The following is a 25,252-nucleotide window of genomic DNA, read 5'->3' as shown; positions in this document are numbered from 1 at the left end:
CCGCTGATCGCGGGCTCTTCTCGTTTGCTCAGAACAGATCGATAGGGGCAGCTTCGTCCGCTGGCAGGGGGCTGCCTGGAATGCTGGAGCCCGGGTCGAGTTCGCTCATGGGCGGGGGCGAGTCTTCGCTCTTGAACAGTTCGAAGAATGCATTGGGCGTTCCCGGTGTTGCTGCACGCCCGCTCAGGGGGTCGATGCGCAGCGTGAGAATCCCCTCGGGTTCTGGCTGGACGTGCTCCGGTTTGTCCTTCAGGGCTGCACTCATGTAGCTCATCCAGATCGGCAGGGCGACCGTGCCGCCGTATTCGTGCCGGCCCAGGCTCTCGGGCTGGTCGAAGCCGACCCAAACCGTGGTGATGTAGTCGGCGTTGTAGCCGGAGAACCAGCTGTCCTTGGACTCGTTGGTGGTGCCGGTCTTGCCCGCGATGTCGCCACGCCCCATGGCCAGGGCGCGTCGACCGGTGCCGCGCTTTATTACGTCCTGCAGCATGCTGGTCAGGATGTAGGTGGTGCGGGCATCGACGATGCGTTCGGCGGTGGCCGGCTCCGCGGTTGCATCATGGTTGAGCTGGGTGTCGGGCGCTGCGTTGACCTGGGCCATGCTGGCGCTGGGCTTGTCGTCCTGTGGTACGCGGGGCGGGTTGGCGGTGAAGATGACCTTGCCTTCCCGGTTTTCGATTCGCTCGATGAGGTAGGGCTGGATCTTGTAACCGCCGTTGGCGAAGGTGCTCCAGCCGGTCGCGATCTCCATCGGGGTGAGGGTGGCAGTGCCCAGGGCGAGGGAGAGGTTGCGCGGCAGTTCATCCTTGTTGAAGCCGAAACGGCTGATGTAATTGATCGCGTAGTCGATCCCCACGGCCTGCAGAAGGCGGATGGAAACCAGATTGCGCGACTTGTACAGCGCTTCCCGCATGCGGATGGGGCCGAGGAAGGTGTTGTTGTCGTTCTTGGGGCGCCACACCTTGTCCAGGTATTCGTCGACGAAGACGATGGGGGCGTCGTTGACCAGGCTGGCGGCAGTGAAGCCGTTATCCAGCGCTGCACTATAAAGGAAGGGTTTGAAGCTCGAGCCGGGTTGGCGCTTGGCCTGGGTGGCGCGGTTGTAGTTGCTCTGCTCGAACGAGAAGCCGCCGACCAGGGAGAGGATGGCGCCGCTGTAAGGGTCGAGTGAAACCAGGGCGCTCTGGGCTGAAGGCTGCTGGCTGAACAGTAGGGCACCGTCGGGTTGGCGCAGTACGCGGATCAGGTCGCCGACCTGTACCACGTCTGCCGGCTGGCGCGGGCGGGCGCCGAGGCTGTTGGTGTTCAAGTAGGGGCGTGCCCACTTCATGCTGTCCCAGCTGACTGCCTCTTCATTGCCGCTGCGAGTCAGCACGAGGATGCCGCTCTGCTCGACCTGGGTGACGATAGCGGGCTCAAGGCCGCCAATCGTGCGCTGCTTGGCAAGCTCCTGACCCCATCCTTCGCGGGTCATGCCGGGAAGTCGGGTTTCCGGGCCGCGATAGCCGTGGCGCTGGTCGTACTCCATCAGGCCGCTGCGCAGGGCGACGTTGGCGGCTTCCTGCAGGTCGCTCGGTGTCGTGACAGTGACGCGGAAACCTTCGGTGTAGGCATCGCTGCCGTAACGTCCGACCATCTCGGCGCGCGCCATCTCTGCGATGTAGGGTGCGTTCACTTCTGGGGTCGGAACATGGTAGCTCGCGTCGATCGGTTCGCTGATGGCGGCTTGGTAGCGCGCCTGGTCGATCTTGCCTAGCTTGAACATGCGCCCGAGGATCCAGTCGCGGCGCTCCTTGCTGCGGGTCGGGTTGACCAGTGGGTTGAAGCGAGAAGGCGCCTTCGGAAGGCCGGCGATCATGGCCATCTGGGCCAGGCTCAGCTCCCGGATCGACTTGCCGTAGTAGACCTGTGCAGCGGCTTCGATGCCGTAGGCGCGGTTGCCCAGGTAGATCTTGTTGACGTAGAGCTCAAGGATCTCGTCTTTGCTGAGCTCTCGTTCGATCTGCAGGGCAAGAAGTATCTCGTTGATCTTTCTGGAGAAACTCCGCTCGCTGGTGAGGAAGTAGTTCTTCGCCACCTGCATGGTGATGGTGCTGCCGCCGCTCTGGATATGCCCGCTTTTCAATAATTGAGTGGCAGCGCGCACCAGGCTCGTGAGGTCGACGCCATAATGGTTGGCAAAGTTGTCGTCTTCCGCCGCCAGCAGGGACTGGATGAATTCCGGGGGGATGTCCGCGAAACGGATCGGTGCCCGCCTCATCTCGCCGAACTCGGCGATCAGCTTCCCATCGCTGCTATACACGCGCAGCGGTATCTGCAGCTGGATGCTGCGTAGGGAATCGACAGACGGAAGACTCGGGCTAAGGTAGAGATAAGCGCCGCTGAAACTGAGCAACAGCCCACAAAAAACAGCAACGCAAGACCACCAGAAAAACTTCAGCAGGCGTATCAAGATTCTTGGATTTCCAGGCAAAAGAATGAGTTAAGCGAAAACAGATCTGAAAAGGGAAAAACTGATCACATTATAAGCGTTTTTTTTCCCGGGGAGCCATTTGCGCTTCTGTCAAGACTGTTATTTAATGTGGAAAAACATAAATCGTCCGTAAGTCACGGACGCTGATAGGAAATCGGTCGTGCTAGGGCTCTTCAACAAGAAAGCGAATTCGCTGCTGGGGATCGACATAAGCTCGACCTCGGTCAAGCTCCTCGAATTGAGTCGCTCGGGTGGCCGCTACAAGGTAGAGGCCTACGCCGTCGAGCCGCTCCCGCCAAATGCTGTCGTCGAAAAGAACATTGCTGAGCTGGAAGGCGTCGGCCAGGCACTGTCGCGTGTGGTCGCCAAGGCGAAGGCAGGCTCCAAGCTGGTAGCCGTTGCTGTGGCGGGTTCGGCCGTCATCACCAAGACGATCGAGATGGATGCGGGGTTGTCCGATGACGAGCTGGAGAACCAGCTCAAGATCGAAGCTGATCAGTACATTCCTTATCCCCTTGAAGAAGTAGCCATCGATTTCGAGGTTCAGGGCGTTTCTGCACGAAACCCCGAGCGAATGGATGTGCTGCTGGCAGCCTGCCGTCGCGAGAACGTTGAAGTGCGCGAGGCAGCGCTTGCTCTCGCCGGGCTCACCGCGAAAGTCGTGGATGTCGAGGCCTATGCGCTTGAGCGCGCCTATGGGCTCCTTGCTTCCCAGCTGGGGAATGGATCGGAGGACCTGACGGTTGCGATCGTGGACATCGGCGCGACGATGACCACCCTGAGCGTCTTGAATAATGGTCGCACCATATACAGTCGCGAGCAGTTGTTCGGAGGTCGCCAGTTGACCGAAGAAATTCAGCGCCGCTATGGCCTGTCTGTCGAGGAAGCGGGTTTGGCCAAGAAGCAGGGCGGTCTTCCGGATGACTACGACAGCGAGGTTTTGCAACCGTTCAAAGAGGCAGTTGTCCAGCAAGTCTCGCGGTCGCTGCAGTTCTTTTTCGCAGCGGGTCAGTACAACGATGTCGACTACATCCTCCTGGCCGGCGGTACAGCCTCTATTCCCGATTTAGATCGCCTGATCCAGCAGAAGATCGGAACGCCGACGCTGGTCGCAAACCCCTTCGCCGACATGGCACTGAGCGGCAAAGTCAACGCAGGTGCGCTGGCAAGTGATGCGCCGGCCTTGATGATCGCTTGTGGCTTGGCAATGAGGAGCTTCGACTGATGGCGCGTATTAACCTGCTACCGTGGCGTGAGCAGCTGCGGGAAGAGCGCAAGCAGCGATTCCTAGTGGCCTTGGGCGGTGTGGTCGTTATTTCTGCAGGCCTCGTGTTCCTTGGCGACCAATACCTCAATGGCGAGATCGATAACCAGAACGCCAGGAATGAATTCGTACGCAAGGAAATTTCCGTTCTGGATACGCGTATCAAGGAAATCAGCGAGCTCAAGACACGCCGGCAGCAGTTGCTGGAACGTATGAAGATCATTCAGGACCTGCAGGGCAACCGCCCGATCATTGGTCGTGTCTTTGATCAGCTTGTTCGCACTCTGCCCGATGGTGTGTATTTCACGACCGTGAAGATGTCAGGGTCCAGTATTGCCATCACTGGAGCAGCTGAATCCAACAACCGTGTTTCCAACTTGATGCGGAATCTGGATGCCTCCGAGTGGTTGACCGCACCGAACCTGACAGAAGTCAAGGCGATCACCGCCGGTGCTGTTGATCAAGCGAACGTGTTTCAACTGACCGTGCAGCAGACACAGCCTGCTGCGGACAATGCCGGAGCCAAGAAATGAGTCTGGCTGATTCTCTGGAAAGTCTGCGCAAGATCGACCTCAACGATCTTGACCTGAATAACGTCGGTTCCTGGCCGTCTGCCGTTAAGGTCATAGCCTGCATTTTGGTGATGGCTGCGATCTTGGCACTGGGTTACAACTTTCACCTCAAGGATCTTGAGGTGCAGCTCGACCAGCAGCGTGCTGAAGAAGAGTCGCTGAAGCAGCAGTTCACCACCAAGGCTTTCCAGGCCGCTAACCTAGAAGCCTACAAGGACCAGATGAAGGAAATGGAGACTTCCTTCGGCGCGCTTCTTCGTCAGCTTCCAAGCGACACCGAAGTTCCTGGTTTGCTTGAGGACATTACGCGCACTGGACTGGGTAGTGGTTTGGAGTTCGAAGAGATCAAGCTCCAGCCGGAAGTGGTTCAGCAGTTCTATATCGAACTGCCTATCCAGATATCGGTAGTGGGCAGCTATCACGACTTAGCGACATTTGTGAGTGGCGTCGCCAGCTTGCCGCGTATTGTCACACTGCATGATTTCAGTATTGCTCCGCTCAGCCCGGAAAGTACTTCCAAACTGCGTATGAGTATTTTGGCCAAAACTTACCGATACAACGACAAGGGGCTGCAGAAATGATGCGCGTCAGCTCCAAGGCTGTTCTTGCCTTAGTGGTGTTTTCCAGTTTGTCGGGGTGCGGGAATAGCGGTGATTTCTCGGATCTTCAGACCTACATGGATGAGGTTCGTGCGCGTCCCAAGGGGACCATTGAGCCGTTGCCGAAGTTTCAGCCCTATGAGGCCTTTACTTATAGTGCCGCTGCACTACGGAGTCCCTTCCAGCCTCCGGTGAAAATCGATCTGGCTAACAAGGTGAAAGGCAGCAAGGATGTCCACCCGGATGAAACCCGGGTCAAGCAATTCCTCGAAGGGTTCAATATCGAGACCTTCGAAATGGTGGGTACGCTTTCCAATAACGGTGGGATGTTCGCGTTGGTCCGTGGGGCAGGAGGGGTGCACCGGATCAAGGTTGGCGATTATCTGGGGCGAAATGACGGCAAGGTTGTTTCTATCAGCGAAGGCAAGATCGATGTCGTCGAGATCGTCCCGGATGGAGAGGGTGGCTGGCTTGAGCGTCCTCGGAGTCTCACGCTCATGGAACGCTCTTAAGGGCGGGGTGACTTTATGAACTACAAACACCGGTCTGCACAACGGAATTTGACAATGAACAGCTCCCTAACGCGCCTTGGACTTTCTCTTCTGGCGGCCATGTTTTCACCTATGTTGCTGGCTGCTGACCTCAAGGCCCTAGACGTCGCGGCCCTGCCGGGCGGAAAGGTCGAGCTGAAACTCGGTTTCGACGGCCCCGTTGTACAGCCGAGAGGCTACACGATTGAGCAGCCTGCAAGGATCGCATTGGACCTGCCTGGCGTTGCCAACAAACTTGGCAGCAAGAACCGCGAGCTCGGGGTAGGTAATGCTCGGAGCGTCACTCTTGTCGAGGCAAAAGATCGCACTCGCATGATCATCAACCTGTCGACGTTGGTGCCTTACAGCACGCGAGTCGAGGGTAACAACCTTTACGTTCTGGTTGGCGACGCTGCCGGCGCTGCTCAACAGGCTGCACGCACCAGTGCGCTGGTAGCGGCTCCGTCACAGCCTGTCGCACCTGTCAAAGCGTTCGCGCCTGCGGGCAAGGCAATCAGCAACATTGATTTCCAGAGAGGCGAGCAGGGCGAAGGTAATGTCGTCATTACCCTATCCGACCCCAGTGTGAGTCCCAACATCCAGGAGCAGGGTGGAAAGATCCGCCTGGACTTTTCCAAGACTCAAATCCCGGAGTCTCTGCGTGTTCGTCTTGATGTAAAGGATTTCGCGACCCCGGTCCAGTTCGTCAGTGCCTCTGGCAGCTCGGGTGATGCCAGTATCGTGATCGAGCCGGCGGGCTTCTACGACTACCTGGCCTACCAGACTGAAAACAAGCTGACTGTCAGTATCAAACCGCTTACCCAAGAAGATATGGAGAAGCGCAAGACCGAGCGCTTTGCCTATTCCGGCGAAAAGCTCTCGCTCAATTTCCAGGATATTGATGTCCGCTCGGTACTGCAGCTGATCGCTGACTTCACCGATCTGAACCTGGTTGCGTCCGATACCGTACAAGGCAACATCACGCTCCGCCTGCAGAATGTACCTTGGGATCAGGCACTTGACCTCGTCCTGAAAACCAAGGGGTTGGACAAGCGCAAGGTCGGTAACGTGCTGCTGGTTGCACCGGCGGACGAGATCGCTGCCCGTGAACGCCAAGAACTGGAGTCTCAGAAGCAGATTTCCGAATTGGCTCCGCTGCGCCGCGAGCTCATACAGGTCAACTACGCCAAAGCTGCTGATATCGCCAAGCTCTTTCAGTCTGTTACTAGTGGTGAGCCGAATGTTACAGATGAGCGCGGTTCGATAACTGTTGATGATCGGACCAACAGTATTATCGCTTACCAGACTCAAGAGAAGCTGGATGAATTGCGTCGTATTGTTACTCAGCTTGATATTCCTGTGCGCCAAGTAATGATTGAAGCCCGTATTGTTGAGGCTAATGTTGATTACGATAAGGCTCTGGGGGTGAGGTGGGGTGGCGCTTACAGTAATGGAAATTGGCGGAATTTCGGGAAGAGCGGTAATGTTGGGATTAAGGATGGTGTCGCTGGTGCTTCCTGTGGTCCTTTTCAGGGCCAGTGCTCACTGCCTGTTACTAATAATAGCCCGACTCCCTTCGTCGATATGGGGGTTTCTAATAGCACCTCTGGCATCGGTATAGGCTTCATTTCCAGTCATGCAATCCTCGATTTGCAGCTTTCCGCTATGGAGAAGACCGGTAACGGCGAGATTGTTTCCCAGCCTAAAGTAGTTACCTCTGACAAGGAGACTGCAAAAATTCTGAAAGGCGCGGAGATTCCATATCAGGAAGCTAGTTCCAGTGGGGCGACTACCACGACTTTTAAAGAAGCCGCTCTTTCTCTGGAGGTCACTCCGCAAATTACGCCAGACAATCGGATCATCATGGAGGTTAAGGTCAATAAGGATGCTCCGGACTTTGCAAACCAACTCAATGGTGTGCCTCCGATCAATAAGAACGAGGTAAATGCCAAAGTGTTGGTGAGTGATGGCGAGACAATCGTAATTGGCGGTGTCTTCTCTAATACACAGACTAAATCTGTGGACAAAGTGCCGTTCCTCGGTGACCTGCCGTTTGTAGGGCGTGTGTTCAGAAGAGACATAGTCCAAGACAAGAAATCCGAGCTGCTGGTATTCCTGACTCCGCGTATCATGAACAACCAGGCTATCGCTGTGAGTCGCTGATATCAGTGCACAATCTGATCCTCGTTGGCCCGATGGGAGCTGGAAAGAGCACCATCGGGCGTTTGCTTGCCAAGGAACTCCGTTTGCCGTTCAAGGACTCCGACAAGGAGATCGAACAGCGAACTGGGGCGAATATTCCCTGGATTTTCGATGTGGAGGGGGAGCAGGGCTTCCGTGACCGCGAACAGGCCATGATCCAGGAGCTTTGCGAAGCCGATGGGCTGGTCGTGGCGACGGGTGGGGGGGCCGTGCTTCGGCCTGCCAACCGTGAAGCGCTGCGATCGGGCGGTCGGGTGGTTTACCTCCACACCTCTGTCGACCAGCAGATCGGCAGGACGTCCAAGGACCGCAACCGGCCGCTTCTGCGGACGGCAGATCCGGCCAAGGTCCTCCGTGACCTCATGGCCATTCGTGATCCGCTCTACCGTGAGATCGCCGACATCATCATCGAGACCGATGAACGTCCGCCGCGGATGGTGGTGCAGGAAATACTTGAGCGACTACAGGGCCTTCCGCCCCGTTAAAGGGCGGGCGGAACTGCGCTATCCTAGTGCCCTTTTTCATAGTGGGGGCCTCATGCGGACACTTCAGGTCGATCTCGGCGAGCGTAGCTATCCCATCCACATCGGTGCCGACCTGTTGTCGAAGGCCGAGCTGTTTGCGCCGCATATCGCGGGCAAGCAGGTGGCCATCGTCACCAACGAAACCGTCGCCCCGCTTTATCTCGAACGGCTGACCCAGACCCTCGCCGGCTACAAGGTCCAGCCAATCGTTCTGCCTGATGGCGAGTCCTTCAAGAACTGGGAAACCCTCCAGCTCATCTTCGACGGCCTGCTCACCGCACGTCATGACCGCCGCACCACCATCATCGCGCTGGGTGGCGGCGTCATCGGCGACATGGCCGGCTTTGCCGCCGCCTGCTACCAGCGTGGCGTCGACTTCATCCAGGTCCCGACCACCCTCCTGTCCCAGGTGGATTCCTCGGTCGGTGGAAAGACCGGCATCAACCACCCCCTCGGCAAGAACATGGTGGGTGCCTTCTACCAGCCCAAGGCCGTGCTGATCGATACTGCGACCCTGCGCACGTTGCCGCCTCGCGAACTCTCCGCCGGGCTCGCCGAAGTGATCAAATACGGCCTGATCTGCGATGCGCCATTCCTGGACTGGCTGGAAACGCACATGGAGGCTCTGCTGGCCCTCGAGCCGACGGCGCTGACCGAGGCCATCGAGCGCTCCTGCGCTGCCAAGGCCCGCGTAGTGGGTGCCGATGAACGCGAATCCGGCATCCGCGCCACCCTCAACCTGGGGCATACCTTCGGCCACGCCATCGAGACCCACATGGGCTACGGCGTCTGGCTGCATGGTGAGGCGGTAGCCGCCGGGACCGTCATGGCCCTGGAAATGTCCCGTCGCCTCGGCTGGATCGACGCCGCAGAGCGCGACCGCTCCATGCGCCTTCTGCGTGCAGCGGGCCTGCCGATCGTACCGCCCCAGGAGATGACTCCCGCCCATTTCCTGGAGCACATGGCCGTAGACAAGAAAGTGATCGATGGCCAGTTGCGCCTTGTGCTGCTGAGCCGGCTCGGAGAGGCGGTAGTCACCGCCGATTACCCGGGCAACATTCTGGACGAGACCCTGAGCGCCGATTACCGCGCCCTGGCCGAAGAGCTTGGAGAGTAAAAACAGTCCCATGAGCAGCCTGCACGCTGAAGAGGCCTTCCTGGCCCATTACCAGTTCACCCATGACCCGTTCGCCGCGCGGGTCCCCGGCTTCAAGTTCTACCCGGCCCAGCGCAAGCCCGTCCTCGGCCAGTTGCACCACCTGGCCCGCTACAGCCAGCTGTTGCTGGTCGTGACCGGGCCCAACGGCGCCGGCAAGACCCTGCTGCGCCAGGCCCTGGTTGCCAGCACCAACAAGCAGGCCGTGCAGAGCGTGGTCGTGTCCGCGCGCGGCGCCGCCGAGGCCGGTGGTCTGATGCGCCTCATCGCCCAGGCGCTCGGCATTCCGCAGGCAGACAGCCGCTCCATCCTCGCCCAGGTCGGCCAACTGGCCCTGACCGGCCAGGAGGTCTACCTCCTCGTCGATGATGCCGAGGACCTGGACGACACCGGCGTCGACAACCTGCTGGCCCTGGCGGCCGGCAGCGGCGAATCGCGTCCCCATGTCTTCCTCTTCGCCGACTCCTCGCTGCTGCCGCGCCTGGAACTGGTCGCCGATGGTGAAGAACGCTTCCACGCCATTGAACTTCTGCCCTACAGCGAGGACGAAACCCGCGAATACCTGGCGCAGCGCCTCGAAGGGGCCGGCCAGAGTATCGACCTGCTGACCGAGGAACAGATCGAAGACATCCACCTCCAGTCCGGAGGCTGGCCCGGCGGCATCAATCAGGCCGCTCGCGAGCTCCTGGTGGAAGCGATGCTCGCCGAGCGGGGCGCATCGCGCAAAGGAGGGTTCAGCTTGAATCTACCGAAGAAGCACCTGCTGGCACTGGGCGTCGTTGCCGTCGGTGTCGTCGCCGCCTGGCTGATGCAGGGTCGTTCCGAACACACCGCACCGGCCCAGCCCACTACGGCACAACTGCCCCTGGGCCAGGGCGTTGCCCCGTCCACGCCTGAGCAGCCGGGCAAACCCGGTGAAGCGCCGGCCGTCGAATTCGCCGGCTCGTCGCAGCCGCTGCCCCTGCCGCTGGTGGGCGAAGCCCAGCCGGTCATCCGTGAGCCGCTGGCCCAGGCCGCCGGGCAGGAAGACCAGGATGAAGCCGGTACCCCACCCGCAGGCAGCGCCGTGCCGCCCACCGTGACCACGGTCGCCCCGCCCGTCGGAGCCACGGCCAGCCCCGCGCCGGCCCAGCCGCCCGCACCCATCGTCACCCAGCAGCCGGCTACCCGACCGGCAGCGCCGGCTACCGCGCCTGCTGCTCCGGTCGTGGCTCAGGCCACCCCCAGTGCGCAGCCGACCAAGCCCGCAGCAACCCCGGCGCCGACCGCCAAGCCTGCAGCGACCGCACCGGCAGCCAAGCCGGCCGAGAAGCCTGCTGCCAAACCGGCTGCAGTCGCCTCCACGGGTGGTGGTGCAGGTGATGGTTGGTACCGTGCCCAGGCAGGTGGCAACTACGCCGTGCAGATCCTCGGCACCAGCTCCGAAGCCAGCGCCAAGTCGTTCGTCCAGCAGAACGGTGGCGAGTACCGTTACTTCAAGAAGCTGCACCAGGGTAAGCCACTGTACGTGGTCACTTATGGTAACTTCCCCAGCCGCAACGCCGCCCAGGCCGCCATCAAGGCCCTGCCCGCCAAGGTGCAGGCCGGCAAGCCCTGGCCGAAGAGCTTCGCCAGCATCCAGCAAGAGATGGCCCGCTGAGCCCGGTCCCGGGCTCACCTGTCACTTGACTCCCCAGATGTGACCGGAAAGTCGCTAGCACGACCTTCCGGTCTATTCCTTCGCTTTTGCGACAAAAACTTTCACCGAATCGTCGTGCAGATTTGTAACGACCCCAGTGGATATGTACACTGACCTCCCTTTTGCCTACGCAAAGCTGGCGTCAAGTCCGGTGCGAGAGGTAAGTGGTTGAATTAAAAGAAATTCCGCCTCTAAAAAGAGGCCGCTCTGGTGAGAGTTCCCCCTATGAAAGCAGGTCTGTACCATCCTGATGAGTTCAAGGATAACTGCGGCTTCGGCCTGATCGCCCACATGCAGGGCGAGGCCAGTCACCATCTTCTGCAAACCGCGATCGAAGCACTGACCTGCATGACCCACCGCGGCGGTATCAACGCCGACGGCAAGACCGGCGACGGCTGTGGCCTGCTGATCCAGAAACCCGACCTGTTCCTGCGTGCCATCGCCAAGGAAACCTTCGGCGTCGACCTGCCCGGGCAATACGCCGTGGGCATGGTGTTCTTCAACCAGGACAACGCCCGTGCCGAGGTCGCTCGCGCGAACATGAACCGCGAGATCGAAGCCGCCGGCCTGCAACTGGTCGGCTGGCGCAAGGTCCCGGTGGACACCAGCGTGCTCGGCCAACTGGCCCTGGAGCGCCTGCCGCAGATCGAGCAGGTGTTCATCGGCGGCGAAGGCCTGTCCGACCAGGAGATGGCGGTCAAGCTGTTCAGCGCGCGTCGTCGCTCGTCCGTGGCCAACGCCGCCGACGCCGACCACTACGTCTGCAGCTTCTCCAACAAGACCATCATCTACAAAGGCCTGATGATGCCGGCCGACCTGCAGCAGTTCTACCCGGACCTGGGTGACGAACGCCTGCAGACCGCCATCTGCGTCTTCCACCAGCGCTTCTCCACCAACACCCTGCCGAAGTGGCCGCTGGCACAGCCCTTCCGCTTCCTCGCCCACAACGGCGAGATCAACACCATCACCGGCAACCGCAACTGGGCCGTCGCCCGTCGCACCAAGTTCGCCAACGAGCAACTGCCCGACATCGACGAACTCGGCCCGCTGGTCAACCGTGTCGGTTCCGACTCCTCCAGCATGGACAACATGCTCGAACTGATGGTCACCGGCGGCATCGACCTGTTCCGTGGCGTGCGCATGATCATCCCGCCGGCCTGGCAGAACATGGAAACCATGGATGCCGACCTGCGTGCCTTCTACGAATACAACTCCATGCACATGGAGCCCTGGGACGGCCCCGCCGGCGTCGTGCTGACCGACGGCCGCCACGCCGTCTGCCTGCTCGACCGCAACGGCCTGCGCCCGGCCCGCTGGGTCACCACCAAGAACGGCTACATCACCCTCGCCTCCGAAATCGGCGTGTGGGACTACAAGCCCGAGGACGTCATCGCCAAGGGCCGCGTCGGCCCCGGCCAGATCCTCGCCGTCGACACCGAGACCGGCCAGATCCTCAACACCGAGGACATCGACAGCCGCCTCAAGTCGCGCCACCCCTACAAGCAGTGGCTGCGCCAGAGCGCCGTGCGCATCCAGGCGAAGCTCGACGACGACCACGGCGTCGCCAGCTACGACAGCGACCAGCTCAAGCAGTACATGAAGATGTTCCAGGTCACCTTCGAAGAGCGTGACCAGGTACTGCGCCCGCTCGCCGAGCAGGGCCAGGAAGCGGTCGGCTCCATGGGCGACGACACCCCCATGGCCGTCCTGTCCAAGCGCGTGCGCTCCACCTACGACTACTTCCGCCAGCAGTTCGCGCAGGTCACCAACCCGCCGATCGACCCGCTGCGCGAAGCCATCGTCATGTCCCTGGAGATCTGCCTGGGCGCCGAGCGCAACATCTTCTCCGAGTCCCCGGCCCATGCCAGCCGCGTCATCCTCAGCAGCCCGGTGATTTCCCCGGCCAAGTGGCGCGCCCTGATGACCCTCGACCGCGAAGGCTTCGAGCGCCAGGTCATCGACCTCAACTACGACGAGTCCATCGGCCTCGAAGCCGCCGTGCGCAACATCGCCGACCAGGCCGAAGAAGCCGTGCGCGCCGGCAAGGTGCTGCTGGTCCTCACCGACCGCAACATCGCCCCCGGCAAGCTGCCCGCCCACGCCTCCCTGGCCGTCGGCGCCGTGCACCACCGCCTGGTGGAGCAGGGCCTGCGCTGCGACTGCAACATCCTGGTCGAGACCGCCACCGCCCGCGACCCGCACCACTTCGCCGTCCTGGTGGGTTTCGGCGCCTCCGCCGTCTACCCCTACCTCGCCTACGAAGTGCTTGCCGACCTGATCCGCACCGGCGAAGTCCTCGGCGACCTCTACGAAGTCTTCAAGCACTACCGCAAAGGCATCTCCAAGGGCCTGCTGAAGATCCTCTCGAAGATGGGCATCTCCACCATCGCCTCCTACCGTGGCGCCCAGCTGTTCGAAGCCGTCGGCCTGGCCGACGAAGTCGTCGACCTCAGCTTCCGTGGCGTTGCCAGCCGCATCCAGGGCGCCCGCTTCGTCGACATCGAGAGCGAACAGAAGCTGCTTGCCCAGGAAGCCTGGAGCAACCGCAAGCCGATCCAGCAGGGCGGCCTGCTCAAGTTCGTCTACGGCGGCGAGTACCACGCCTACAACCCCGACGTGGTCAACACCCTGCAGGCCGCCGTGCAGCAGGGCAGCTACGAGACCTACAAGCAGTACAGCGCCCTGGTGGACCAGCGCCCGGTGTCCATGATCCGCGACCTGCTCAAGGTCAAGGAGAGCACCCAGCCCCTGTCCCTCGATGACGTCGAACCCGTCGGCGACATCCTCAAGCGCTTCGACTCCGCCGGCATCTCCCTCGGCGCCCTCTCGCCCGAAGCCCACGAAGCCATCGCCGAGGCCATGAACCGCCTGGGCGCGCGCTCCAACTCCGGCGAGGGCGGCGAAGACCCGGCCCGCTACGGCACCGTGCGCAGCTCCAAGATCAAGCAGGTCGCCACCGGCCGCTTCGGCGTCACCCCCGAGTACCTGGTCAACGCCGAAGTGCTGCAGATCAAGGTCGCCCAGGGTGCCAAGCCCGGCGAAGGCGGCCAGCTGCCCGGCGGCAAGGTCAACGGCCTGATCGCCCGCCTGCGCTATGCCGTGCCCGGCGTCACCCTGATCTCGCCGCCGCCGCACCACGACATCTACTCCATCGAAGACCTGGCCCAGCTGATCTACGACCTCAAGCAGGTCAACCCCCAGGCCCTGGTCTCGGTGAAGCTCGTGGCCGAGCCCGGCGTCGGCACCATCGCCGCCGGCGTGGCCAAGGCCTATGCCGACCTGATCACCATTTCCGGCTATGACGGCGGCACCGGCGCCTCCCCGCTGACCTCCATCAAGTACGCCGGCAGCCCGTGGGAACTGGGCCTCTCCGAAGCGCACCAGACCCTGCGTGGCAACGACCTGCGCGGCAAGGTTCGCGTGCAGACCGACGGCGGCCTGAAGACCGGCCTCGACGTCATCAAGGCCGCCATCCTCGGCGCCGAGAGCTTCGGCTTCGGCACCGCCCCGATGATCGCCCTGGGCTGCAAGTACCTGCGCATCTGCCACCTGAACAACTGCGCCACCGGCGTCGCCACCCAGAACGACAAGCTGCGCAAGGACCACTTCATCGGCACCGTCGAAATGGTGATGAACTTCTTCACCTACGTCGCCGAAGAAACCCGCGAGTGGCTGGCCCGCGTCGGCGTGCGCAGCCTCGGCGAACTGATCGGCCGCACCGACCTGCTGGACATCCTGCCGGGCGAAACCGCCAAGCAGGGCAACCTCGACCTCACCCCCCTGCTGGGCAGCGACCGCATCCCGGCCGACAAGCCCCAGTACTGCCAGGTGGACCGCAACCCGCCGTTCGACCCCGGCCTGCTGGCCGAGCGCATGTGGGACATGGCCAAGGGCGTCATCGAGAGCAAGTCCGGTGGCTGCTTCGACCTCACCATCGGCAACTGCGACCGCTCCATCGGCGCACGCATCTCCGGCGAGATCGCCCGCCGCTACGGCAACCAGGGCATGAAGGACACCCCCGTGACCTTCCGCTTCAAGGGCACTGCCGGCCAGAGCTTCGGCGTGTGGAACGCCGGCGGCCTGGACCTCTACCTCGAAGGCGACGCCAACGACTACGTCGGCAAGGGCATGACCGGCGGCAAGCTGGTCATCACCCCGCCCAAGGGCAGCCCGTTCAAGAGCCAGGAGTCGGCCATCATCGGCAACACCTGCCTCTACGGCGCCACCGGCGGCAAGCTGTTCGCCGCCGGTACCGCCGGCGAACGCTTCGGCGTGCGCAACTCCGGCGCCCATGCCGTCGTGGAAGGCACCGGCGACCACTGCTGCGAATACATGACCGGCGGCTTCGTCTGCGTCCTCGGCAAGACCGGCTACAACTTCGGTTCCGGCATGACCGGCGGCTTCGCCTACGTGCTGGACATGGACAACAGCTTCGTCGACCGGGTCAACCACGAACTGGTGGAAATCCAGCGCATCAGCAACGAGTCCATGGAGGCCTACCGCAGCCACCTGCACAGCGTGCTGGTGGAGTACGTCAAGGAAACCTCCAGCGACTGGGGTGCCCACCTGCTGGAAAACCTGGACGACTACCTGCGCCGGTTCTGGCTGGTCAAGCCGAAGGCTGCGAACCTCGCGTCGCTGCTCTCCAGCACCCGAGCCAACCCGCAATAACAAGCGCCCGAGCCGCGAGCCCGCGCGTCACCGACGCCGGGCCCGCTGGCCAACCGTGATGAGTCTTGCAGCGTGCCGCCCTGACGTGCCGCTGCTGTTAAGAGGTTTTCCAAATGACTGAACGTCTGAACAACGACTTCCAGTTCATCGAGGTCGGGCGCAAGGATCCGAAGAAGAAACTGCTGCGCCAGCGCAAAAAGGAATTCGTCGAGATCTACGACACCTTCAAGCCCCAGCAGGCGGCCGATCAGGCCCACCGCTGCCTGGGCTGCGGCAACCCCTATTGCGAATGGAAGTGCCCGGTCCACAACTTCATCCCCAACTGGCTGAAGCTGGTCTCCGAAGGCAACATCCTCGCCGCCGCCGAACTGTCCCACCAGACCAACACCCTGCCCGAGGTCTGCGGCCGCGTCTGCCCGCAGGACCGTCTCTGCGAAGGGGCCTGCACCCTCAACGACGGCTTCGGCGCGGTCACCATCGGCTCGGTGGAGAAGTACATCACCGACACCGCCTTCGCCATGGGCTGGCGCCCGGACATGTCCAAGGTCAAGCCCACCGGCAAGCGCGTCGCCGTCATCGGCGCCGGCCCGGCCGGCCTCGGCTGTGCCGACGTCCTGGTGCGCAACGGCGTGACCCCCGTGGTGTTCGACAAGAACCCCGAGATCGGTGGCCTGCTGACCTTCGGCATCCCCGAGTTCAAGCTCGAGAAGCACGTCCTCAGCCGTCGCCGCGAAGTCTTCACCGGCATGGGCATCGAGTTCCGCCTCAACACCGAGGTCGGCAAGGACATCACCATGGAGCAGCTGCTCGGTGAGTTCGATGCCGTGTTCATGGGCATGGGCACCTACACCTACATGAAGGGCGGCTTCCCCGGCGAAGACCTGCCCGGCGTGCATGACGCCCTGGACTTCCTCATCGCCAACGTCAACCGCAACCTCGGCTTCGAGAAGTCCCCCGAGGACTTCGTCGACATGAAGGGCAAGCGCGTCGTCGTCCTCGGCGGCGGCGACACCGCCATGGACTGCAACCGCACCTCCATCCGCCAGGGCGCCAAGGCCGTCACCTGTGCCTACCGCCGTGACGAAGAGAACATGCCCGGCTCGCGCAAAGAGGTGAAGAACGCCAAGGAAGAGGGCGTGAAGTTCCTCTTCAACCGCCAGCCCATCGCCATCGTCGGCGACGGCAAGGTGGAAGGCGTCAAGGTCGTCGAAACCCGCCTCGGCGAGCCCGACGCCCGTGGCCGCCGCAGCCCCGAGCCGATCCCCGGTTCCGAAGAGATCATCCCGGCCGAAGCCGTTCTGATCGCCTTCGGCTTCCGTCCCAGCCCGGCGCCGTGGTTCGAGCAGTTCGACATCCGCATCGACAGCCAGGGACGCGTCGTCGCCCCGGCCCAGGCGCAGTACAAGCACCAGACCAGCAACCCCAAGGTCTTCGCCGGTGGCGACATGGTGCGCGGCTCCGACCTGGTGGTCACCGCGATCTTCGAGGGCCGCACCGCCGCCGAAGGCATCCTCGACTACCTGGGCGTTTAAGCGGCAAGCCACACGCCGCCAGTGCGCAGGGTGGATGCCGCTCTTGGCATCCACCAGGCGGAGTGGCCGGCGAACACGAAAGGTGGACCGATAAAGCGCGGTCCACTCTAATGTGCCCCTCGGTCTGTAGCCCTTCGCCGCGACATTCTGTCGCGAAAGACAAAAGGCATGGCACCCGCCGTGCCTTTTGCGTTGGGCTTTGCGAAAATGCCGGCACTTTTTTGCTGGGAACCTGCCATGACCGCTCTGAAGAACGACCGCTTCCTTCGCGCCCTGCTCAAGCAGCCCGTCGACGTCACCCCCGTCTGGATGATGCGCCAGGCCGGTCGTTACCTGCCCGAGTACCGCGCCACCCGCGCCAAGGCTGGTGACTTCATGAGCCTGTGCATGAACCCGCAACTGGCCTGCGAAGTGACCCTGCAGCCCCTGGACCGCTACCCGCAGCTGGACGCGGCCATCCTCTTCTCCGACATCCTCACCATCCCCGACGCCATGGGCCAGGGCCTGTACTTCGAGACCGGCGAAGGCCCGCGCTTCCGCAAGGTGATCAACACCCGCGCCGACATCGACGCCCTGCCCATCCCCGATGCCGAGGAAGACCTGGGCTACGTCATGGACGCCGTGCGCACCATCCGTCGCGAACTCGATGGCCGCGTCCCGCTGATCGGCTTCTCCGGCAGCCCCTGGACGCTCGCCACCTACATGGTCGAAGGCGGCTCCAGCCGCGACTTCCGCAAATCCAAGGCCATGCTCTACAACGACCCGCAGGCCATGCACGCCCTGCTGGACAAGCTGGCCCGCTCGGTCACCACCTACCTCAACGGCCAGATCCTCGCCGGCGCCCAGGCCGTGCAGATCTTCGACTCCTGGGGCGGCGCCCTCTCCGCAGCGGCCTACCAGGAATTCTCCCTGGCCTACATGAAGCAGATCGTCGACGGCCTGATCCGCGAGCACGAAGGCCGCCGCATCCCCGTCATCCTCTTCACCAAGGGCGGCGGCCTGTGGCTGGAGTCCATGGCCGACACCGGCGCCGAAGCCCTCGGCCTTGACTGGACCTGCGACATCGGCAGCGCCCGCGCCCGGGTCGGCGGCAAGGTCGCCCTGCAGGGCAACATGGACCCGTCCGTGCTCTACGCCAGCCCCACCGCCATCCGCAACGAAGTCAGCCGCATCCTCGCCGCCTACGGCCAGGGCACCGGCCACGTCTTCAACCTCGGCCACGGCATCACCCCCGAAGTGGACCCGGCCCACGCCGGCGCCTTCTTCGAAGCCGTCCACGAGCTGTCGGCCCAGTACCACGGCTGATCGCCACCCCAATGAAAAAGGCCGCATCAGCGGCCTTTTTCATGGACGTGTCTTTGTCGGGCGTGGCTCAAGGTCGGGTGCCCAGCTTGTTAGCGAGTTCTGCTGGTGTTTTTGGTTTCGCCCTCCCGGGCGAGTCCCTTTTCCAGTCGCTGGATCGCCAGCCCGGTGAAAAGGAACCAAAAAACTTGCCCCTGCATCCGGCCCGACTACGTCGGGTTCCCTCACTTCGTCGCCGCTCCAGGGGCCGCGCTGACGGGCCATCCCTGGCCCGACAGCGCTCTCGCGACATCCATGTCGCTCAACCCCTTTCACGACGACTGCGTTCGGCCTTCTGAAGGGGCGTTGTCCCCGCCCCACCTTCCGAGCGGCAGACATAAAGAGTGCGCACTGAGCTTGGGGTTGGATCAGTAAGCCGTGTAGCGCTCCTCCACCTGGCGCCGCTGCAGCGTGTATTCCTTCAGGTCGATCTCATTGCCCGCCAGTTTCGCGTCCAGCTCGTCCAGCGCCTTCTTGCGCTGCCGTTCGATGTGGGTACGGGTGGCCTGGTAGTTGATGGAGCGCGACGCCTCGTAGCCGCTGACCGGGTCCCAGAGGATCGACAGCGGCCACAGCAGCAGGTTGACCACCCCGAAGCCGTACTCCCGCCCGTAGAACGACCCGCCGCCCGGCAGCAGGCCCAAACCCGCGCCCAGGCCCGGGTTCTTTTCCTGCACCGCCATGCCGCGGGCTTCGTAGTGGTCCAGCTCGGCCTTCTGCACCGAGTTCAGGCCGGTGGCGCAACCGGTGGTGAGGGCGAGGGCCAGGGTGGCGATGGCAAAACGTACACGCACGGCTTGTTCCTTCTTGTTGGAGTTTGGAGACCCGCAAGCGCGGGGCCGCGAGGCTAGCACGGGGTCCTGGGGCACCCGGGCGTAGGGCCTTGAAGGAAATTTCCGAGGATCAGGCGTGTATCGACGGGCCCTTGAAGGGCGGCCGAACCAGCCGCCGCCAGAAAGCAAAAAGGCCGCACAAGGCGGCCTCTTTTCCCGGCAGTGCGGCTTACTTGACGTTGGCCACCTTGCCCTTCAGGGCAACGCCCGCCATCAGCGCACCGGCGTGGCACTCGTACTTGGCGCTGTCCTTGTACTCCTTGTTCTTGTAGTTGCTGGCGATGTCGACCACCGCGTTGGCACCGGCGGACTTGGCCGCGTTCTGCAGTCGGATCAGCGCCGATTGCAGGGCCCAGCGGCAGGCTTCCTCGTCGGTCTTGTTGAAGGCGTTGGTCTTCTGGCTGGTGGTCACGTTCGGGTTGATCACCGTCACCTGGCCCGCCGGGGTGTTGCCCGCCAGGTAGAACTTCACGGTGCCGTCCAGGCGGCCGGCCTGCACGGCCTCGGCGACCACGGAGTTGAAGTCGAGGAAGTGCGTCGTATCGCGGGCTTGGCTGATGCCCGGCAGCAGGGTGGCGGTGAGCAGGGCTACGGCGGTCCAGGTCTTGCGTTGCATGGTCGTCTCCTTGACGGCTTTTGGGGTCATTGTCCGGCGATCGCTGCGCGGGTCTGGATCTCGCGCAGGATGGTGTTGCTGAGGTTATTCACCCAGCGGTTGTAGTTGCGGTGGATCTCGCCGTTCTCGTAGTTCAGCCCGCTGCTGTTGCGGTACTGGATGTCGAAGTCCAGGGGGCTGTAGGCGATGGCGATCTCCGCGCGATGACGGTTGCGCACATTGATGCTGGCGCTGATCTCGGTCGGCGTGACGCGGGTCGGCGTCCAGTCGCGGGCCTGCAGCGCCGCGAGGATGGCCGCCTGCATCTGCGACTGGCTCACGTTCAGGCTCGGCGGCACCGGCTCGTGGGGGTTCAGGACCGGGCGCTGGGTGCTGCAGCCGGTGGCCAGTGCCAGGGCCAGCGCGAGGACGGCGAGGGGACGTGTTCCTTGCATCGTGGGGCTCCGTGTCAGCGCCAGCGACGGAAGATCAACGAGGTGTTGACCCCGCCGAAGGCGAAGTTGTTGTTCATCACGTACTCGTTGCTCATCTGGCGCGGGCCGTCGCGCAGGTAGTCCAGCTCGCCGCAGGCCGGGTCCACCGCGTCCAGGTTGAGGGTGTGGATGTACTGGTCGCGGTTCATCATCTCGATGCTGAACCAGGACTCCAGCGCGCCGCAGGCACCCAGCGTGTGGCCGAGGAAGCTCTTCTGCGAGCTGATGGGCATCTGCGCGCCGAACAGGCTGCTGGTGGCCAGGGTCTCGGCCACGTCGCCCTGCTCGGTGGCGGTGCCGTGGCCGTTCACGTAGCCGATGGCCGAAGGCGGCAGGCCCGCGTCCTGCAAGGCCAGCTCCATCGCCCCGCGCATCGTCGCCTGCTCCGGCTTGGTGGTGTGCTGGCCATCGGCGTTGCAGCCGAAGCCGACGATCTCGGCGTGGATCCGCGCCCCACGGGCCAGGGCATGCTCCAGTTCCTCCAGCACCAGGATGCCGGCGCCCTCGCCGATCACCAGGCCGTCGCGGCCGGTGTCGTAGGGGCGCGGCGAGGTGTGCGGCGCATCGTTCTTCAGGCTGGTGGCGTAGAGCGCATCGAACACCATCGCCTCGGTGGGGCAGAGTTCCTCCGCACCGCCGGCCAGCATCATCGGCAGGCGGCCGAACTTGATCGCCTCGTAGGCGTAGCCGATGCCCTGGCTGCCGCTGGTGCAGGCGCTGGAGGTGGGGATCAGCCGGCCCTTGAGGCCGAAGAAGATGCTGATATTGGCCGCCGCCGTGTGCGGCATCATGCGCACGTAGGAGTTGGCGTTGAGGCCGTCGGCCACCGAGTTCAGCAGCATGTTGCCGAAGGCCTTGATCTCCTCGGTGCTGCCGGTGGACGACCCGCAGGCCACGCCCATGCGCCCGTCACGGATGCGCTCGTCGCCCGCCAGCCCGGCGTCCGCCAGGGCCCGCTCGGCGGCGTAGACCGACAGCTTCGAGACCCGCCCCATGCTGCGCATCTGCTTGCGGGTCCAGTGCGACGGCGTGGTGAAGCCGTCGATGGGCCCGGCCAGGCGGGTGTTCAGCTCGGCGAAGCGGTCCCACTCGTCCATCCGGCGGATACCGCTGCGGTTGGCCGTGAAATGGCTCCAGATACTGTCCCAGTCGTCGCCCAGGGAGGTGATGCCGGCCATGCCGGTGACCACTACACGTTTCATCAGCACAGCCCACCGTTCACAGCGAGGACCTGCCGGGTGATGTAGCCGGCCTCCTCGGACATCAGGAAATTCACCGCACCGGCCACTTCTTCCGGCGTGCCCATGCGCTGGGCCGGAATCATCTTGAGGATCTCCTCCACCGGCACCCGCTCATCGAGGATCTCGGTATCGATCAGCCCCGGCGCCACGCAGTTGACCGTGATGTGGCGCTTGGCCAGCTCGATGGCCAGCGCCTTGGCCGCGCCGATCACCCCGGCCTTGGAGGCGCTGTAGTTGACCTGCCCACGGTTGCCCACCAGCCCCGACACCGAGGTGATGCAGACGATGCGCCCCGGCTTGCGGCGACGGATCATCGGCATGCTCAGCGGGTGGAGCACGTTGTAGAAGCCGTCCAGGTTGGTGCGCAGCACGCTGTCCCAGTCCTCGTCGGTCAGCGCCGGGAAGGCGCCGTCGCGGGTCAGGCCGGCGTTGCACACCACCCCGTAGTAGGCGCCGTGGGCCTCCACGTCGGCCTCCAGCTGCTCGCGGCAGGCGGCGCGGTCGGAGACGTCGAACTGCAGCACCCGGGCGTTGCGGCCCAGGGCTTCGATCTCGGCCTTCACCGCCTCGGCCTCGTCGCGGCGCGAGCGGCAATGCAGCACCAGGTCGTAGCCCGAGCGCGCCAGGCGCAGGGCGATGGCGCGGCCGATGCCGCGGCTGGAGCCGGTGACCAGGATGGTCTCGGTCATGCTTGGGGTTCCTCCAGGTAGCTCGCCACCTGCGGCGGACGGAAGACGTTGAGGCGGGCGAAGGCCTCGATGCCCGGCCCGGTCAGGCGGCATTCGAAGACGCCCATGCCGCTGTCGTCCTGCAGGGAGCGGGTGGCGGTGATGTGCAGGTCCACGCCGGCCGGGAAGCGGTCGACGTTGCATTGGTAGTGGCGGGTGCCGAGCAGAAAGCCCAGCTCCACCGGTTGTCCCGCCTGACGGGCCTGGCAGCCGGCGTAGGCGGCGATGCTCTGGGCCATCAGTTCCACGCCGACCCAGGCCGGCAGGCTGCCGTCGTCCTGGGTGAACAACCCCGGGCGCACGGTCAGGCGGGTTTCCACGTCCTCATCGCCGAAGCGCAGGACCTGGTCGATCAGGATCATGTCCCCGGCATGGGGGACCAGTTCGGCTATCGGCCAATCGCTCATGGCGCGTCTCCGAGAATCAGGCTGATGTTGCTGCCGCCGAAGGCGAAGGAGTTGCTCATCAGGCGGCGCGGGCGCTGGGCGGGCAGGCGCGAGGCCGCGTCCACCAGGCGCAGGGCCGGCAGCTCGGGGTCGGGCTCGCCGTCCCAGCGGTGGGGTGGCAGGCGGTGCTCCGGGTTCCATGGGCTCAGGGCCAGCCAGCAGAAGGCTGCCTCCAGGGCCCCGGCGGCGCCCAGGGTGTGGCCGGTCAGCGGCTTGGTGGACGAAGCCGGCACGCCCTCGGGGAACACCGCCGTGGTGGCCAGGCTCTCCATCGCATCGTTGTGCTGGGTGGCCGTGCCGTGCAGGTTCAGGTAGTCGATCGCCGACGGCTCCAGCCCGGCATCGGCCAGGGCCTGGCGCATCGCGCGCTGGGCCCCCAGGCCGCTGGGCTCGGGGGCGGAGATGTGGTGCGCATCGGAGCCGGCACCCGCGCCCAGCAGGGCGATGCCGCCGGCGTCGCGCTCCATCAGGAACAGCGCCGCGCCCTCGCCGATGTTGATGCCCCGGCGGTTGCGCGAGAGCGGGTTGCACAGGCTGTCGGAGACCGCCTCCAGCGCGGCGAAGCCGTTCAGGGTCAGCCCGCACAGCGAATCCACCCCGCCGCACACCACCGCATCGCACACCCCCAGCTGCAGCAGGCGGCGCGCGCTGAGCAGGGCCCGGGCGCTGGAGGTGCAGGCGGTGGAAATGCAGTAGGCCGGCCCGGCGCTGCCCAGCCAGGCCGCCAGGAAGGCCGCCGGCGCCACCAGCTCCTGCTGGGCGTAGCGGTAGTCCGCCGGCAGGGCGCCGGTGCGCAGCTGCTCACCGATGCCCAGGCTGGCTTCCTGGATGCCCGAGGTGCTGGTGCCCAGCACCACGCCCACCCGTGCCGCGCCATGGCGGGCCACGGCGGCGCGCAGTTCCGGCTCGATCTCCAGAGCGGCGGCCAGCAGCAGGCGGTTGTTGCGGCTGTCGCAGGCGGCCAGCTCGGCCGGCAGCGCCGGCAGTTCGGTGTCCACCGCGCCGAGGGTCAGGGTGCGCTCGGGCACCCAGTCGGCGTGGGGGCGCATGCCGGCGGTGTCGCCGGCCAGGAGGTGGCGGGCCACGGCGGCCTTGCCCTGGCCCAGGGCACAGACCAGGCCCAGTGCGTTGAGGGATGCGGTCATCGAGGCTCCTCGCCCGTCAGCGGGCTGATGCGGTAATGCGGTCCTTCGCGGCGTTGCAGGTCGAACTGCAGGGGCGTGCGGTAGGCCACCCGCCAGCGGCCATCCAGCTCGCGGCTGCCGTCGGCGCCCACTTGCTGTGGGATGCCGGCGTAGACGCGGGGCAGCGCCTCGGAAGGCACCAGCGCGTAGAGCAGCGCGGCGAACAGCTCGCGGGCTTCGGGGTTGGGCGGCAGCAGGCCGTCGTTGTGCCAGGCGCCGGCCTCCAGGCGCTGGCGCGCCAGGGGCACGCCCAGCGGATCGAACAGCGACCAGCGCAGCACGCCGCCCTCGTCCTGCACCACCAGCAGCCAGTCGCGCTGCTCGCCCTGGGCCTCGCGGGCCACGTGCAGCGACAGCGGCAGCTCCAGCGGCGGCACGCGCGCCGGCACCGGGGTGGTCCCGGCACAGGCGGCCAGCAGCAGGAAGGCCAGCAGGGTCAGCGCGCGCCAGGTCATGCTGCCGGTGCCTCCAGGGGCTTGCGGGCCACCAGGTTCACCAGCGTCTCGTTGCGCTGCCCGGGCGGGGGCGGCGTGCGCAGGCCCCAGCGCTCCAGCAGGCCGAAGTCGCTGGAGCGGCTCCACCACAGGTACGGGTAGGAGACGTTGCGCGGCTCGAACACGAAGCCCTGGCCGCGCACCATCGCCTCGTACTCGGCGGCGGTGCGCTGCACGTGCATCGGGTGGCGGAACAGCCAGCGGATCACCCAGGTGTCGATGTAGTAGCGCGTGGACTCGGCGAACAGCAGGTAGCCGCCCGGCTTCAGCACCCGCCAGAACTCCGCCAGGGCGCGCTCCTGCTCCACCAGGTGGTGGAAGGTCTGGTGGCAGAACAGCAGGTCCACGCTGGCGTCCGGCAGCTGCAGTTCGGCGCAGTCGCTGGCCAGCAGCTCCACCGCCAGCCCCTGGCGCTCGGCTTCGGCGCGGGCGCAGTCGAGGCTGTGCGGGTCGGCATCCAGGCCGATCATCCGCGACGGCGCGAAGGCGTCCGCCAGCAGGCGGAAGGACTTGCCCTGGCCGCAGCCGGCGTCCAGCAGCACCGGCGCCTCCGGCAGCGGCGCGTGGAACAGGCCCTTGAGGTCGTTGATCGCCACCCGCAGCACGTGGTGCTCCCAGGTGTGGCTCTGCAGGAACCAGAAGCCGAAGCGGGTTTCCTCGACGTAGGTGGCGGCGGCGCGCTGCATGCTCATGCC

Annotated in this window: 21 protein-coding genes; 11 read left to right on the top strand and 10 right to left on the bottom strand. The window is 64.2% G+C overall.

What is annotated here, in order from left to right; all coding sequences use genetic code 11:
• Positions 1-28 precede the first annotated feature (28 nt).
• Positions 29-2,260: a penicillin-binding protein 1A gene (locus tag PotMrB4_RS26145; RefSeq protein WP_394354048.1), complete on the bottom strand. Its 2,232-nt coding sequence runs from the start codon at positions 2,258-2,260 to the stop codon at positions 29-31.
• Between the two features lie 373 nt (positions 2,261-2,633).
• Here PotMrB4_RS26145 and PotMrB4_RS26140 point away from each other — a divergent pair, with 373 nt between their 5' ends.
• From PotMrB4_RS26140 to hemE, 11 genes are all read left to right on the top strand, one after another.
• Entirely contained in the window at positions 2,634-3,698 is a 1,065-nt protein-coding gene (locus PotMrB4_RS26140) for a pilus assembly protein PilM (protein ID WP_074973682.1), read from the top strand.
• Complete coding sequence (gene pilN / locus PotMrB4_RS26135; RefSeq protein ID WP_172434851.1) at positions 3,698-4,270, top strand: type 4a pilus biogenesis protein PilN; 573 nt, start codon at positions 3,698-3,700, stop codon at positions 4,268-4,270. Before PotMrB4_RS26140 ends, pilN begins: the two co-directional genes overlap by 1 nt.
• Positions 4,267-4,890 carry a type 4a pilus biogenesis protein PilO gene (gene pilO / locus PotMrB4_RS26130; RefSeq protein ID WP_142013726.1) on the top strand — a complete coding sequence of 208 codons (624 nt, stop codon included), beginning with the start codon at positions 4,267-4,269 and terminating at the stop codon, positions 4,888-4,890. The genes pilN and pilO overlap by 4 nt, the downstream gene beginning before the upstream one ends.
• On the top strand, positions 4,890-5,420 hold the full coding sequence (pilP, locus tag PotMrB4_RS26125) for a type 4a pilus biogenesis lipoprotein PilP (RefSeq protein WP_172435161.1): 531 nt from the start codon (positions 4,890-4,892) through the stop codon (positions 5,418-5,420). Before pilO ends, pilP begins: the two co-directional genes overlap by 1 nt.
• Before the next feature lie 54 nt (positions 5,421-5,474).
• Positions 5,475-7,601: a type IV pilus secretin PilQ gene (gene pilQ, locus PotMrB4_RS26120; protein WP_172434850.1), complete on the top strand. Its 2,127-nt coding sequence runs from the start codon at positions 5,475-5,477 to the stop codon at positions 7,599-7,601.
• A gap of 5 nt (positions 7,602-7,606) precedes the next feature.
• Positions 7,607-8,125, top strand: coding sequence for a shikimate kinase AroK (gene aroK / locus PotMrB4_RS26115; protein WP_074973697.1), 519 nt, complete (start codon positions 7,607-7,609; stop codon positions 8,123-8,125).
• A gap of 52 nt (positions 8,126-8,177) precedes the next feature.
• Entirely contained in the window at positions 8,178-9,281 is a 1,104-nt protein-coding gene (gene aroB / locus PotMrB4_RS26110) for a 3-dehydroquinate synthase (protein WP_142013730.1), read from the top strand.
• Between the two features lie 10 nt (positions 9,282-9,291).
• Complete coding sequence (locus PotMrB4_RS26105; RefSeq protein ID WP_172434849.1) at positions 9,292-10,959, top strand: SPOR domain-containing protein; 1,668 nt, start codon at positions 9,292-9,294, stop codon at positions 10,957-10,959.
• Positions 10,960-11,223: 264 nt separating this feature from the next.
• Positions 11,224-15,669: a glutamate synthase large subunit gene (gene gltB / locus PotMrB4_RS26100; RefSeq protein WP_044406745.1), complete on the top strand. Its 4,446-nt coding sequence runs from the start codon at positions 11,224-11,226 to the stop codon at positions 15,667-15,669.
• A gap of 113 nt (positions 15,670-15,782) precedes the next feature.
• Positions 15,783-17,201: an FAD-dependent oxidoreductase gene (locus PotMrB4_RS26095; RefSeq protein ID WP_074973707.1), complete on the top strand. Its 1,419-nt coding sequence runs from the start codon at positions 15,783-15,785 to the stop codon at positions 17,199-17,201.
• Between the two features lie 237 nt (positions 17,202-17,438).
• Positions 17,439-18,506, top strand: a complete 1,068-nt coding sequence (gene hemE, locus PotMrB4_RS26090) for a uroporphyrinogen decarboxylase (RefSeq protein WP_044406752.1) — start codon at positions 17,439-17,441, stop codon at positions 18,504-18,506.
• A 404-nt stretch (positions 18,507-18,910) separates the two neighbouring features.
• Here hemE and PotMrB4_RS26085 read toward each other — a convergent pair whose 3' ends face one another.
• From PotMrB4_RS26085 to PotMrB4_RS26045, 9 genes are all read right to left on the bottom strand, one after another.
• On the bottom strand, positions 18,911-19,336 hold the full coding sequence (locus PotMrB4_RS26085; protein ID WP_044406755.1) for a hypothetical protein: 426 nt from the start codon (positions 19,334-19,336) through the stop codon (positions 18,911-18,913).
• A gap of 208 nt (positions 19,337-19,544) precedes the next feature.
• On the bottom strand, positions 19,545-19,991 hold the full coding sequence (locus PotMrB4_RS26080; RefSeq protein ID WP_044406758.1) for an excinuclease: 447 nt from the start codon (positions 19,989-19,991) through the stop codon (positions 19,545-19,547).
• Between the two features lie 26 nt (positions 19,992-20,017).
• The gene (locus PotMrB4_RS26075; RefSeq protein ID WP_044406761.1) at positions 20,018-20,425 is read right to left on the bottom strand and encodes a hypothetical protein; all 408 of its coding nucleotides are present in this window, start codon (positions 20,423-20,425) and stop codon (positions 20,018-20,020) included.
• A 14-nt stretch (positions 20,426-20,439) separates the two neighbouring features.
• Complete coding sequence (locus PotMrB4_RS26070; RefSeq protein ID WP_044406764.1) at positions 20,440-21,666, bottom strand: beta-ketoacyl-ACP synthase; 1,227 nt, start codon at positions 21,664-21,666, stop codon at positions 20,440-20,442.
• On the bottom strand, positions 21,666-22,394 hold the full coding sequence (fabG, locus tag PotMrB4_RS26065) for a 3-oxoacyl-ACP reductase FabG (protein WP_172434848.1): 729 nt from the start codon (positions 22,392-22,394) through the stop codon (positions 21,666-21,668). Before fabG ends, PotMrB4_RS26070 begins: the two co-directional genes overlap by 1 nt.
• Positions 22,391-22,840 (bottom strand): ApeP family dehydratase, encoded by a 450-nt coding sequence (locus PotMrB4_RS26060; protein WP_160481833.1) that lies wholly within the window; start codon positions 22,838-22,840, stop codon positions 22,391-22,393. The genes fabG and PotMrB4_RS26060 overlap by 4 nt, the downstream gene beginning before the upstream one ends.
• The gene (locus PotMrB4_RS26055; protein ID WP_172434847.1) at positions 22,837-24,024 is read right to left on the bottom strand and encodes a beta-ketoacyl-[acyl-carrier-protein] synthase family protein; all 1,188 of its coding nucleotides are present in this window, start codon (positions 24,022-24,024) and stop codon (positions 22,837-22,839) included. Before PotMrB4_RS26055 ends, PotMrB4_RS26060 begins: the two co-directional genes overlap by 4 nt.
• Positions 24,021-24,518 carry a hypothetical protein gene (locus PotMrB4_RS26050; protein WP_172434846.1) on the bottom strand — a complete coding sequence of 166 codons (498 nt, stop codon included), beginning with the start codon at positions 24,516-24,518 and terminating at the stop codon, positions 24,021-24,023. Before PotMrB4_RS26050 ends, PotMrB4_RS26055 begins: the two co-directional genes overlap by 4 nt.
• Complete coding sequence (locus tag PotMrB4_RS26045; RefSeq protein ID WP_394354011.1) at positions 24,515-25,249, bottom strand: class I SAM-dependent methyltransferase; 735 nt, start codon at positions 25,247-25,249, stop codon at positions 24,515-24,517. The genes PotMrB4_RS26050 and PotMrB4_RS26045 overlap by 4 nt, the downstream gene beginning before the upstream one ends.
• Positions 25,250-25,252 lie beyond the last annotated feature (3 nt).

This window comes from Metapseudomonas otitidis, assembly GCF_011397855.1.
Taxonomy (GTDB): Bacteria; Pseudomonadota; Gammaproteobacteria; order Pseudomonadales; family Pseudomonadaceae; genus Metapseudomonas; species Metapseudomonas otitidis.
The sequence above is the reverse complement of the archived record's forward strand: the minus strand, read 5'-3'. Positions and strand labels throughout refer to the sequence as shown.

Excerpts from the sequence above, each read along its gene's own strand:
- PotMrB4_RS26145 (WP_394354048.1), bottom strand. The coding sequence starts at position 2,260 with ATGAGGCGGGCACCGATCCGTTTCGCGGACATCCCCCCGGAATTCATC.
- pilN (WP_172434851.1), top strand. The coding sequence starts at position 3,698 with ATGGCGCGTATTAACCTGCTACCGTGGCGTGAGCAGCTGCGGGAAGAG.
- pilO (WP_142013726.1), top strand. The coding sequence starts at position 4,267 with ATGAGTCTGGCTGATTCTCTGGAAAGTCTGCGCAAGATCGACCTCAAC.
- pilP (WP_172435161.1), top strand. The coding sequence starts at position 4,890 with ATGCGCGTCAGCTCCAAGGCTGTTCTTGCCTTAGTGGTGTTTTCCAGT.
- pilQ (WP_172434850.1), top strand. The coding sequence starts at position 5,475 with ATGAACAGCTCCCTAACGCGCCTTGGACTTTCTCTTCTGGCGGCCATG.
- aroB (WP_142013730.1), top strand. The coding sequence starts at position 8,178 with ATGCGGACACTTCAGGTCGATCTCGGCGAGCGTAGCTATCCCATCCAC.
- PotMrB4_RS26105 (WP_172434849.1), top strand. The coding sequence starts at position 9,292 with ATGAGCAGCCTGCACGCTGAAGAGGCCTTCCTGGCCCATTACCAGTTC.
- gltB (WP_044406745.1), top strand. The coding sequence starts at position 11,224 with ATGAAAGCAGGTCTGTACCATCCTGATGAGTTCAAGGATAACTGCGGC.
- PotMrB4_RS26095 (WP_074973707.1), top strand. The coding sequence starts at position 15,783 with ATGACTGAACGTCTGAACAACGACTTCCAGTTCATCGAGGTCGGGCGC.
- hemE (WP_044406752.1), top strand. The coding sequence starts at position 17,439 with ATGACCGCTCTGAAGAACGACCGCTTCCTTCGCGCCCTGCTCAAGCAG.
- PotMrB4_RS26080 (WP_044406758.1), bottom strand. The coding sequence starts at position 19,991 with ATGCAACGCAAGACCTGGACCGCCGTAGCCCTGCTCACCGCCACCCTG.
- PotMrB4_RS26075 (WP_044406761.1), bottom strand. The coding sequence starts at position 20,425 with ATGCAAGGAACACGTCCCCTCGCCGTCCTCGCGCTGGCCCTGGCACTG.
- PotMrB4_RS26070 (WP_044406764.1), bottom strand. The coding sequence starts at position 21,666 with ATGAAACGTGTAGTGGTCACCGGCATGGCCGGCATCACCTCCCTGGGC.
- fabG (WP_172434848.1), bottom strand. The coding sequence starts at position 22,394 with ATGACCGAGACCATCCTGGTCACCGGCTCCAGCCGCGGCATCGGCCGC.
- PotMrB4_RS26060 (WP_160481833.1), bottom strand. The coding sequence starts at position 22,840 with ATGAGCGATTGGCCGATAGCCGAACTGGTCCCCCATGCCGGGGACATG.
- PotMrB4_RS26055 (WP_172434847.1), bottom strand. The coding sequence starts at position 24,024 with ATGACCGCATCCCTCAACGCACTGGGCCTGGTCTGTGCCCTGGGCCAG.
- PotMrB4_RS26050 (WP_172434846.1), bottom strand. The coding sequence starts at position 24,518 with ATGACCTGGCGCGCGCTGACCCTGCTGGCCTTCCTGCTGCTGGCCGCC.
- PotMrB4_RS26045 (WP_394354011.1), bottom strand. The coding sequence starts at position 25,249 with ATGAGCATGCAGCGCGCCGCCGCCACCTACGTCGAGGAAACCCGCTTC.